The 12,222-nt window shown below is 42.1% G+C and carries 7 protein-coding genes; all 7 read right to left on the bottom strand.

What is annotated here, in order from left to right:
* Positions 1-346: 346 nt before the first annotated feature.
* The gene (locus H0262_RS04945) at positions 347-2,131 is read right to left on the bottom strand and encodes an acyl-CoA dehydrogenase C-terminal domain-containing protein (protein ID WP_181209914.1); all 1,785 of its coding nucleotides are present in this window, start codon (positions 2,129-2,131) and stop codon (positions 347-349) included.
* A 291-nt stretch (positions 2,132-2,422) separates the two neighbouring features.
* Positions 2,423-4,216, bottom strand: a complete 1,794-nt coding sequence (locus H0262_RS04940) for an acyl-CoA dehydrogenase C-terminal domain-containing protein (protein ID WP_181209913.1) — start codon at positions 4,214-4,216, stop codon at positions 2,423-2,425.
* Positions 4,217-4,546: 330 nt separating this feature from the next.
* The gene (locus tag H0262_RS04935) at positions 4,547-6,271 is read right to left on the bottom strand and encodes a bifunctional diguanylate cyclase/phosphodiesterase (RefSeq protein ID WP_259275408.1); all 1,725 of its coding nucleotides are present in this window, start codon (positions 6,269-6,271) and stop codon (positions 4,547-4,549) included.
* 233 nt (positions 6,272-6,504) lie between these two features.
* Complete coding sequence (locus tag H0262_RS04930) at positions 6,505-7,404, bottom strand: 16S rRNA (uracil(1498)-N(3))-methyltransferase (RefSeq protein ID WP_181209911.1); 900 nt, start codon at positions 7,402-7,404, stop codon at positions 6,505-6,507.
* Between the two features lie 173 nt (positions 7,405-7,577).
* Complete coding sequence (locus tag H0262_RS04925) at positions 7,578-8,426, bottom strand: methylenetetrahydrofolate reductase (RefSeq protein WP_181209910.1); 849 nt, start codon at positions 8,424-8,426, stop codon at positions 7,578-7,580.
* Positions 8,427-8,439: 13 nt separating this feature from the next.
* On the bottom strand, positions 8,440-9,864 hold the full coding sequence (gene ahcY / locus H0262_RS04920) for an adenosylhomocysteinase (RefSeq protein ID WP_181209909.1): 1,425 nt from the start codon (positions 9,862-9,864) through the stop codon (positions 8,440-8,442).
* A gap of 336 nt (positions 9,865-10,200) precedes the next feature.
* Positions 10,201-12,144 carry a TonB-dependent siderophore receptor gene (locus H0262_RS04915; protein ID WP_181209908.1) on the bottom strand — a complete coding sequence of 648 codons (1,944 nt, stop codon included), beginning with the start codon at positions 12,142-12,144 and terminating at the stop codon, positions 10,201-10,203.
* Positions 12,145-12,222: the final 78 nt, after the last annotated feature.

Genomic DNA, 12,222 nt, shown 5'->3' with positions numbered 1-12,222 from the left:
ATTTCAATCATCGTTATTATGTAGTATGTGAAATAAGACATCTTCTTCTTTTAGTGACTGGCTGTAATTATCACTGTTGCGATACATATCTTTATTAATTTACCGCTTGTTAATTTACTGCGCCCTCATTTATAAGTTTTAGTATATTTTTATTAAGTTTAAGGCATCTGGTTTTGCGTTATTTTAATCGTAACGGCTCATCAATAGTCAACTATTTTGTTAGCAGGTATTTTGATGACTATTGTGTCAATTTTATGAAGATATTTTTGGCAAAAAAAGGGACAGTAGCGTGACTGTCCCCTTTATCATAGTGCGGCAGGGCTTACTTTATTATAAAAGTAACCAATTAGCTAGCAGGTACGTCAAAGTAATTCAGGTCAAAGTTCATCATCGGATCACTACCAGCTTCAACCATCTGAGCATGGGCATCGATACGTGGTAAGATACGACCAACGAAATAATCAGCAAGCTTGGCTTTATTGGTGTAAAAATCACCTTCTTTGCCATTGGCCGCCTCAACCATCAACGCAAACATATACGAGTAGGCTAGGTAACCAAAGGCATGCATATAATCAACCGCACAACCGTTAATTTCATTCTTACGCTCACCAATATTATTGAGCACCGTTGTGGTTAGTGCTTCAATTGTATCAGCAGCATCTAGCGTCGCTTGCTTGATACCGTGCTCTGCTTGCATATTATTGACAAAATCACGAATTTCACCTAAGAAATGGGTAACGTATTTGCCGTTATTTTTCGCCACTTTACGACCTAGTAAATCAAGCGCTTGAATACCATTAGTACCTTCATAGATCTGGGCGATACGCGTATCACGAACGATTTGCTCCATACCCCATTCACGTATATAGCCATGACCGCCAAATACTTGCTGGCAATCAATAGTGGCTTCTAGTGCTTTGTCGGTCAAGAATGCTTTAGCCACGGGCGTCAATAGTGCAACACGTGCGGCAGCAGCTTGAGCGGCCTGTGGATCGGTACTAAACTTCTCTTCATCAAGGTTTTTGGCAACATACATCGCAAAGCAGCGTGACGCTTCAGTGTTGGCTTTGGCATTTAATAGCATACGGCGTACATCGGCATGATGAATGATGGCATCAGCTGGTTTTTCTGGGCTTTGCAGTTGGGTATCGCTACGACCTTGACCACGGTCATTGGCGTATAGTGCTGCGTTTTGATAAGCAAGCTCAGAACCACCAAGCCCTTGTAGACCCATGGTGACACGCTCATAGTTCATCATAATGAACATTGATGACAGACCAGTATTTTCTGCACCAACCATCCAGCCTTTGGCGCTGTCAAAGTTCATCACACAAGTGGCAGAGGCTTTGATACCCATTTTATGCTCGATAGAGCCGACTGCTAGGGTATTGCGCTCGCCTAAGCTGCCATCTGCATTGACCAAGAATTTTGGCACAACAAATAATGAGATGCCTTTTGAGCCTTCTGGCGCATTCGGGGTTTTTGCCAGTACCAGATGAATGATATTGTCAGTTAGGTCATGCTCACCGCCAGTGATAAAGATTTTGGTACCAGAGATATCATAGCTACCGTCATCATTAGGAATAGCTTTGGTTTTGATGATACCCAAGTCAGTACCAGCATGTGGCTCTGTCAAGCACATGGTGCCAGCCCATTCGCCGTTGTACATTTTCTCTAAGTAAGTTTGCTTTTGCTCTTCAGAGGCAGCCGCGTTTAGGCACAGTGTTGCACCAACGGTCAGGTTAGGGTAGAGAGCGAATGATTGGTTGGCGGTAAAAACCATTTCTTCAGTCAGCATAGTCACCATTTTTGGGAAACCTTGACCACCGTATTCAGAATTACCACTTAAGCCAACCCAGCCAGATTCAGCATACTGCTTATAAGCTTCTTTAAAGCCAGTTGGAGTCGTAACGACGCCATCACCTTGGAAGGTTGCGCCTTCTTCATCACCGCTACGGTTGATAGGTAACAAAACGTTTTTTGTCAGTTTTGCCATTTCTTCCAAAATCATATCGACCGTTTCCATATCGACATGAGCAAGATTCTCGTTATTTTGCCAAAATTTAGGCGCGTTAAACACATCATTTAAGATAAAGCGCATGTCATTAAGAGGGGCATTATAAACAGCCATAAACATTCCTTTGGTTCAAATAAATAAAAGTGAGTTGAACAAATTTATAAGAGATCTTTTGAGTTGGGCTTAATATTCATTATTAAAGTTTAGCAAATTAGCTTGCGCACGGGTGTATTTGTTCGTGAATTATGCGTACACCAAAAGTATGGATTATTTTATTTAAAAAATGACTATGGCAGATTTTAAGTGGTAGTAAATAAAATCGGCAACACACCTTGGTATGTTGCCGATAGAAAATACATTATTTAGCGCTACAAAAAATGATCGATCAATATTTTTTGGTGTTAATTAAAACGCAAATTGATCAACATCCATGCTCATATACGGCTCAACACCAGTGCTGATACGCTGTACGTGAGTGGTGGTACGTGGCAACAGTTTGGCAAAGTAGAATTGTGCGGTTTTGACTTTTGCATCGTAGAATGCTTGTTCGCTACTACCGTTAGCAAGTTCAGTTTGTGCCACTAATGCCATGCGTGCCCATAAGTAGGCTAGCGTCACATAGCCGCTAAAATACATATAATCGACCGCCGCGCCGCCAACTGCATCTGGATTTTCAGTGGCTTGCATACTGATACGTGCAGTCAAATCGCCCCATTCTTTAAGATGTTTGGCAAGTGGGCGAATAAACTGACCCATCTCATCGTTTTCTTTGTTTTCTTCACAGAATGTCTGGATAATTTTGATGAAGTTTGCAAGCAGTTTGCCTTGTGAGCCCAATACTTTACGACCTAGTAGATCGAGTGCTTGGATTTCAGTAGTACCTTCGTAAAGACATGCAATACGTGTATCACGCACGTTTTGCTCCATACCCCATTCGCTGATAAAGCCATGACCACCATAAACCTGTACGCCATGGTTAGCCGCTTCTAGACCAGTTTCAGTCAAGAATGCTTTGGCAATAGGCGTCAATAATGACAGCATTTGGTCAGCAAATTTAAGCGCATCGCCTTCGCCTTTTGCGACAGTATCGGCAAAATGTGAGAGGTAATAGACTAAAGCACGGCCACCTTCAGCAAAAGCTTTTTCAGTCAACAGCATGTTACGAACCGCTGGATGTACAATGATAGGGTCAGCTACTTTTTCAGGGGCTTTGACACCAGATAATGAACGCATCGCTAGACGATCTTTGGCATAAGTTAATGAGCCTTGGAACGCATATTCTGCTGCTGTCAAACCTTGAACTGCGGTACCAATACGCGCCACGTTCATAAAGGTAAACATGCACTGTAGACCACGGTTTTCTGGGCCAATTAGATAACCTGTTGCGCCATCAAAATTCATCACGCAAGTGGCTGAAGCTTTGATGCCCATTTTGTGTTCGATAGAGCCACAAACGACGTTATTGTTTTCACCTAGGCTGCCATCTTCGTTGACTGTTACCTTAGGAACGATAAACAGTGAGATGCCTTTTGTACCAGCAGGCGCGCCTGGTAGACGAGCCAATACAATGTGAATGATATTATCCGTTAAGTCATGCTCACCAGCTGAAATAAAGATTTTTTGACCAGTAATGCTATAACTGCCATCTTCTTTAGGCTCGGCTTTGGTGCGGATAATACCCAAATCAGAACCTGCATGAGCTTCAGTTAAGCACATGGTACCTGACCATTCGCCGCTGACCATTTTTTCTAGGTAAGTTTGCTTTTGCTCATCTGTACCGTGATGCTCGATGGTTTGAATGGCACCATGAGATAAACCAGGGTACATAGAGAATGACCAGTTAGCCGTACCAACCATTTCATTAATGACGGTCGATAATGAAAACGGCATGTTTTGACCACCGAAGTCTTCTTCAGCAGATAAGGCTGGGAAGCCAAGCTCACAATACGCTTTGTATGCTTCTTTAAAACCCTTTGGCGTGGTGACTTGACCATTGTCAAACTGGCAGCCTTCCGCATCACCACTTTGATTCAATGGTGATAGCTCATTTTCAGCAAAGCTTGCGGCCATCTCAAACAGACTGTCCATTAGCTCACGATCTGCTTCTTGGAACGCTGGTAAGGTTTTATAATGGCTTTCGCTGTCAAGTAACTCATGCATCACGAATTGAATATCACGTAAGGGTGCTTTGTATTGCATAACTTCCTGTCCTTTTTTGGTGTATGACCGACAGCGATGGGACGACTGTTGTTGTAAGTCTGAGTTGCTAGTATCTTGCTGGCATGGAGTGTGTCTGCATTATTAACAAACAACGATACCGATCATATGAAATAACATTGAGAAAAGAATTAAGACCGTATCTGTAAATTCTTGGTAAAAGATAGGCGTTCACTGGAAAATATACAAGTTTGGAGACAATACTGATAAGTCATCAACCTATCTTGCATCCTATGTACAATATAGCCTACACGCTAAGCGCGTTTATCGATATGGTAGAGGAACGGTATGAGGATGTTTTATACTCGCTCTCTAGTCATTGTTATTTTTGGACAAATGTTGTTTCATTAACATGTTGGTTGTAACTTCAGCAGACATGGGTTTGCCAAACCAATAGCCTTGACCATACTGGCAACCCATAGCCAAGAGCAAATCGCGCTGTTGCTCGTTTTCGATACCTTCTGCGATGACCTGCATATCCAGTGCTTCTGCTAATGCTAAAATAGCGTTAACAATGGCATGTTGAGTTTTGTCTGCGGTAATTTTAGAGATAAAACTTTTATCGATTTTAATGAAGTCAAAGGGATATTCTTGCAGATAACTCAAAGAAGCATAGCCGGTACCAAAGTCATCTAAAGCCAAGCAAACCCCTAGCGCTTTTAACGAATTTAGCTGTTCTTTAACATTAGAGTGGCGCTTCATCAAAGAAGATTCTGTCACCTCAATATGTAATTGGTGCGCTGCAATTTGATGCTGTGCCAGTAAATTACTGACCACATCAAAAAATTCTGGATTGCTGAATTCAGCGGCATCTGCATTGATACAAATATGTTGGTCAAAGCCAAGTTTTTGCCAAATGGTTAATTGTTCAGCGATTTGGGTTGCCACTTGAGAGAACAACTCAAGCGATAACTTGTGAGATATAATGGCATCAATAAAATCAATAGGTTGCAGCAATCCGCGAATGGGATGCTGCCAGCGTACCAAAGCTTCAAAGCCTGAAATATCACCTGTATCTAGGGCGAATTTGGGTTGATAATAGGCGACAAACTGACCTTCGTTAGTGGCTCTTTTAAGCTCATATTCTAATTGTAAATGATCAGCATTGAGCTCAAGAAGGGAGTTGTTATACCAAAAGACATCGTCGCCACCTTGCTGCTTGACATAATTTAATGCTCTTTCAGCTTTGGTTAATAAGCCGATAAACTCATTATCATTTTCAGGATAGTAACTGACCCCGACAGAGACATGACAATACACCTCGGTATTTGTGGCTCCATTATCACTAATAAAGAAAGGACGCTCACACATTTGCATTAAAATATCTAGTTGATGGCGCACCATATTGGCATCACTACACTCAAACAGTAAAGCAAAATCATCACCGCCAAAATGAGAGAAACAGCGCAAACAACCAAGTTTCAGGTCTTTGATGCGTGTCACAAATTTTTTTATTAAGCTATTGATACCATCGGGACCTAGTAAGCTTGCAAGGCTGCGATAGCGATCAATATTTAAACGTACAATGATAACTTCTTGATAGCTATCCAGTAACAAATCGCTAGTTTGGCTCAAAAATACTTTGCGGTTAGGCAGTTCAGTTAATTGGTCGTAGTTTAACAAGTGTGCGACTTGTTTTTTATTTTTTACCACGGCAGACATATCTCTAACCATACCAACGTAATAAGTAGTATGACCTATTTTTATTTTTCGATAGGTCATATAACAATCTAGAAGCTCTCCGTAGCGATTTGGCATTGAAAAGTCGTTTTCATAAAAACCTTGACTGTCTAAGTGTTCAGCAATATCTACTAGAATAGATCTTTCTTCTTCTGATAAAAATTCAGCCGCGTATATACCAAGTGGACGCCCAAGTAAAAAATCTTCCGTATAACCGATCATGCGCTCATAAGTTGCATTGACCGATAAATAATACAAATTTGCATCCAATATAAAGATAGCATCTTCATATTGTTCACAAAGTTTGACCAATAATTGCTGTTTATCCGCCAGTGGCATTGGTGTAAAAGCAGTCATAAATGAACTCATAAAATAGAGGTAAATCGATAAAGAGAGCTTTTCGTATTGGCAATTAGCGCTGTTTTAATGTAATCAGTGCAGTTTAGAAAGATGCAGTGCTACTAGGACAAATTTTTGAAGAATCTGGTGCTCATACGCGTAGTGCACAGCAAGCGAAATTTGTCTCAGTAAAACGCTATTTCATTTGTATCTTTTATTGTGAACTGACTATATGACGCTTTGCACTGCTACTAAGGATTGACACATGGCAACAGTGCTTGCAATGTTGCCAAGGCGACTACTGGGGCAGTTTCTGTTCGTAATACCCTTGTGCCAATTTGCCAAGGCTCAAAACCAACGTCTGCTGCTTGAGCGCATTCGTCAGTACTTAGGCCACCTTCAGGACCAATCAACAATTCAATATAAGGCACTGGTTGCTGTAATACCGATAGTAGCGAATCAGGCATAGCAGGTTGTCCTGCCGCTGGTACACTAAGCTGTAGACGCAAATCAGCGGGTTGTTGTAATACTTGATAATAAGCATCCTGACTAAGGGTGGTAACCATAGAGCTGATAGTCGCTTCTATCTTTACAAGCGTGGTCGTTGTGATAGGCTTAAGCCAATCGTTAATGGGAATAGGCGCAATAATAAGCGGTGGACGGTTAAGACCGCATTGCTCACACGCGGCAATGGCAACCTGCTGCCAATGAGCAAGCTTTTTTTCGACTTGGGCAGGCTTCAGATTGACCTCGCCATGATGACTGCTTAGCAATTGGATGGCAGTGACGCCAAGCTCGGTAGATTTTTGAATGGCGTAATCCATCCGTTCGCCACGACTCATTACCAGCCCGATTTTGGTAAATATGGGTGCACTATTATCATTATTTGTGTGAGAAAGCAGGGTCACAGTCGCGTTTTTTTTACTGATGGTATCGAGCTGTACCTGATATTCACCGCCAAAGCCATCAAACAAAACACCTTGGTCACCAATAGTTGCTCGTAATACACGGCACCAATGATGGACGATACTTTCAGTTAATTCGACGCTGGCACCGATAGGCAAGGTGCTAAGCTGAGGGTAGGTCGCAGCCTTTTCATTGGTAACGTCATTACTAATGTTGCTATTAGTGGCATAAAAGAAACGTCGCAAAATTACTTATTCCTATAATGGGGGTCATGATATTTTTCAATATCTTAGCAGAATATCATTTGAGTGGGTAAAGGGATTGTCAATAATGGAATTCGCATAACTGCAATTCCCATACCAAAAAAGACTGGCGCTCCTAGGAACGCCAGTCATTAAGCAATACATTCGGTAAATATTTAAGCAATCAAGCCTAAGGCTTCAATTAAGCGCTTGTTTGGCTCAACCTTATTCATGCTATAAAAATGCATGGCAGGTACGCCCTCGCTAATTAAACGCTCACACAGACGATAGACCACTTCAAAGCCAAACTCGCGAATCGCCTTACTATCATCACCAAAGTCAGCCAATTGCTTACGCACATAACGTGGGATATCGGCGCCACAGCTGTCAGCAAAACGCATCAGATTGCTAGAGTTGGTGATTGGCATAATGCCAGCAACCAATGGCTGTGCTACGGTATCAATACCGCGTTTTTCTAAGCTCTCACGAAGATACAAGTAGCTATCAGCGTTGTAGAAAAACTGGGTAATCGAAGCATTGGCGCCAGCTTGATATTTATTGACCAAGTTGTCGATATCAAGCTTAAAGCTACGCGCTTGTGGATGCATTTCAGGATAGGCGGCTACTTCGATATGGAAATGATCGCCCGAATGCTCACGGATGAACTTGACCAAATCTAATGCAAACGGCAGCTCACCCATGCCTACTTGACCTGAAGGCAAATCGCCACGTAATGCGACCAAACGTTTGATGCCCAAGCTTTTGTAATGCTCAAGTAACTCGGCAATTTCACTTTTATCATCGCCAATACAAGACATATGGGGTGCAATATCAGTCTCACCGCGCGCGCATAAGGCTTGGACGATATCTAAAGTGCGGCTACGAGTTGAACCACCAGCACCATAGGTCACCGAAAAGTACGCAGGTGACAGCTTATTCAGCTCATCATAAGTGCTGAGGAGCTTTTCGTGTCCTTGCTCGGTTTTGGCTGGGAAAAACTCAAAGGAGAAAGCAGGCTTAGTCACAGTCTGGCTCCTTTTAGTATTTATAAGCGTCAGGCTTAAATGGACCTTCAACAGGTACGCCTAAATACTCAGCTTGCTTGCTAGTTAGCTTAGTTAGCGTACCATTAAAGCCAGCAACCATCGCAGCGGCAACTTCTTCGTCTAGCTTTTTCGGTAAAACTTTGACGTATAAGTTGTCAGTACGTGTATCAGCTGGCAAGTCAGCAAATTTTTCTTCATACAGATACATTTGCGCCAATACTTGGTTAGCAAAAGAGCCGTCCATTACACGCGATGGGTGACCAGTTGCGTTACCCAAATTCACCAAACGACCTTCAGCAAGCAAAATCAAGTAATCATTTTCGTCGTCTGAGCGGAAGATTTGATGCACTTGTGGCTTAATCTCAACCCAGCGCCAGTTGTCACGCATAAATTGGGTGTCAATTTCGGTGTCAAAATGACCGATGTTACAAACGACTGCACCAGGCTTCAATGCTGCAAGCATATGTCTGTCACAAACATGGTAGTTACCAGTAGTGGTAACAATCATGTCGGTATCTTCTAACAGACGCGTGTTGATGTTTTCTGCGCCGCCGGTGTTATCGCCGTTGATATAAGGTGACAATACTTCAAAGCCATCCATACAAGCCTGCATGGCACAGATAGGATCGACTTCTGACACACGTACAATCATACCTTCTTGACGTAAGCTTTGCGTAGAGCCTTTACCAACATCGCCATAACCGATAACTAAGGCGCGGCGACCGGCAAGGAACATATCGGTTGCACGTTTGATAGCGTCATTTAAGCTGTGACGGCAGCCGTATTTGTTGTCATTTTTAGACTTAGTAACCGCGTCATTGACGTTAATAGCGGGTACTTTAAGCGTGCCTTTATTTAGCATTTCAACCAAACGATGGACACCAGTAGTCGTTTCTTCTGAGATACCATGAATATTATCCAGCAATTCAGCATAATCATTATGAATCAATGCGGTCAAATCACCGCCGTCATCTAAGATTAAGTTAGCATCCCAAAGCTGACCTGATTCTTCACCACCAACGTGGATTTGTTGACGTAAGCACCACTCGTACTCTTCTTCAGTTTCGCCTTTCCAGGCATAAACAGAGATACCAGCAGCAGCAATCGCAGCAGCAGCATGGTCTTGGGTTGAGAAGATATTACATGAAGTCCAGCGTACTTCAGCACCTAGCGCGACTAGTGTCTCGATAAGTACCGCAGTTTGGATGGTCATGTGGATACAGCCAGCGATTTTTGCGCCTTTAAGCGGTTGATCGGCTTCGTAGCGACGACGCAAACCCATAAGGGCAGGCATTTCAGCTTCGGCAAGCGTGATTTCACGGCGGCCGTAATCAGCAAGGCTGATGTCGGCGACTTTGTAGTCAGTGAACGAGGGATTGATCGTATGGGCAGATGGGGTGTTAGACACTGCGTCCATAATATGCTCCTATCAGTGGTTAATGTATGATAAAAAGAATAATAACGCAGGTGCCGTTATTTGCGCTGTTAACGACCAAAGTATGGGAGTTAACAGTTACCGAGCCTAACATGACGAATTAATCAGCTTAGTTTGTTTATAGAGCGTAAACGTAACCATCAATTCATATGGTGCAACACCTCTCGGAGGTCGTTATTGTAATTGATGATAGATAATTTGTCACCTATTGGCTGATATAAATAGTAAGCACTTGTGGTATTTATTAGCATAAAAAAAGGCTGTCGATTGACAGCCTTAATTATTTATAATCTAATTTTTAATTAGTGCTAAATGAACTTAGAACCAGTTATAAGTTAGTGAGGTGAAATAACTTGTACCGTCTGTGGCATATTCATTACCGAACTGGCTAGCAAGGGTGTAATCTTCATCAGTGATATTATCTACACGCACGTTAGCACGAAGATTGGGAGTGATATAGGCGCTGCCGCTTAAGTTAAGTAGCGTATAGCTATCAAGTTCCTTGTTTTCGGTAGTCAGTCTATCATCACTATGTTTTGCTTCGAGGCGAACATCGAACATAGGTTGCTGATAACCGATATAAACTAAACCACTATTTTTAGGACGGTAGGGAAGTTGTTGATCAAAGTTAGCATCAGTTCTGGTTTTGTTCTTCGCATCTAAATAGTCATAACCTAAACCAAATATAAAGGAGCTTACATTCCAGTCTGAGGTTAAACTTACGCCTTTGATTTTTGCTTCAGCAGTGTTAGTGTTGCCACCAATCAAATCTTCAACATCAGTGTGATAGCCAGTTAAACGTGAAGTTTGCATATTATTAGCATATTCAACGAACACTTCAGTGTTTTTACTGGTTTCAGGTTTTAAGTCTGGATTATTATAGCCTGGGAAGTATAAGTCATTAAAGGTCGGTGCACGAAACCCAGTGGCATAGTTTGCACCGATACGCATGCCAGCCAATGGACGTATAGCTGCTCCTAGATTATAAGTGCTTTCATTACCATACTGCGAGTTGTCATCTACACGATAGTTGGCTTGCAGGTCATAATAAGACTCTGATAACTGATAACCAACGAAAGCACTTTTCACTGTTCTATCGTCAGGAGTATAAGCGGTTTGAACAGGAGGGGCAGGAAAACCTGAAAAATCTAAAACATCTGATGCCTTTAGTTTTTGCGATAACCATTCTGCACCAACGATCACTATACCAGGTTGGGCGTTAATACTGGTCTCTAAGCGTGCTTGCTCTTGCGTAGTATCGAACTGACTGCCTTCTTGATAGTTAATAGAGTTGTTATCATGGGAGGTCGATTTATCAATACTTTGACCATAACTTAGTTTAGTCAGCGTCATTGGGGTTTGATATTGCAAATATGCGTTAGCGCTACCGTTTTTTTGATCAGAGTAAGCATTAGGGATAATAGTGCCAGCTGAGTCGAATTCAGTCGTAGAGTCTGAATATAAGCCGCTAATTCCTGCACTTAGCTCGTTAGTGAACTTGTGACGTAATGCCATGCTCGCATTGGTAGACTTAAAACCATCATCGTCCGCATTGTAATCATTAGGAGTAGAATTAGAACTAGCTTTAGCAATCGCATTAAAACCGTCTGTTTTATTACGACTGACACCTAAGCTCAATGACGAAGTATCATTTTTAAGCTGACCTGTTACGCCAACTTGATAATGATCATTACTGCCGTAACCAACGGTCGTGGAAACATTGGACTGTTCTACGCTATTGCCCTTAGTGAAGATTTGGATAACCCCGCCCATGGCATCAGAACCATAAATACTTGAGCCTGAAGCACCGTATAGAATTTCGATGCGATCAATTTGATCGGCTGATAATAAATTCAGAGATGGACTGCCTAAAGATATAGAGCCATATCTTATGCCGTCGATAAGCACCAATACCTGCTTGCTATCAAAACCACGCATATAAAAATTACTGGCTGTGCCCATGCCGCCACTTTGCGTAATATTAATGCCAGGCTGATTCTTTAATATATCGGTGACGGTTTGACCTTGATAACGTTGCAATTCTTCGCTATCGATCACACGAGTCTGGGAGATGACATTGCTGGTTTTAGTCGGTGTACGAGTGGCGGTGACTACAATTTTATCAAGCTCAACTTGTGGTAGCTCGCTATCACTGATGACATTGACGTCAGTAGCGGCGTTAGCGCTCATAGCAAATGCGCCAAATGCGCTTAAAATACACAACCGCAGATAAGTGGTTGAAGATGAACGTGATAAAACCATGTTGAATTCCAAATTAATCAAATAAAGAAGTTACAGAAGTGAAATCTGAGCAGCTAAAAATTACAAAAAGTAATAAAT

It is taken from the genome of Psychrobacter sp. D2 (assembly GCF_013608135.1).
Classification (GTDB): domain Bacteria; phylum Pseudomonadota; class Gammaproteobacteria; order Pseudomonadales; family Moraxellaceae; genus Psychrobacter; species Psychrobacter cryohalolentis.
The sequence above is the reverse complement of the archived record's forward strand: the minus strand, read 5'-3'. Positions and strand labels throughout refer to the sequence as shown.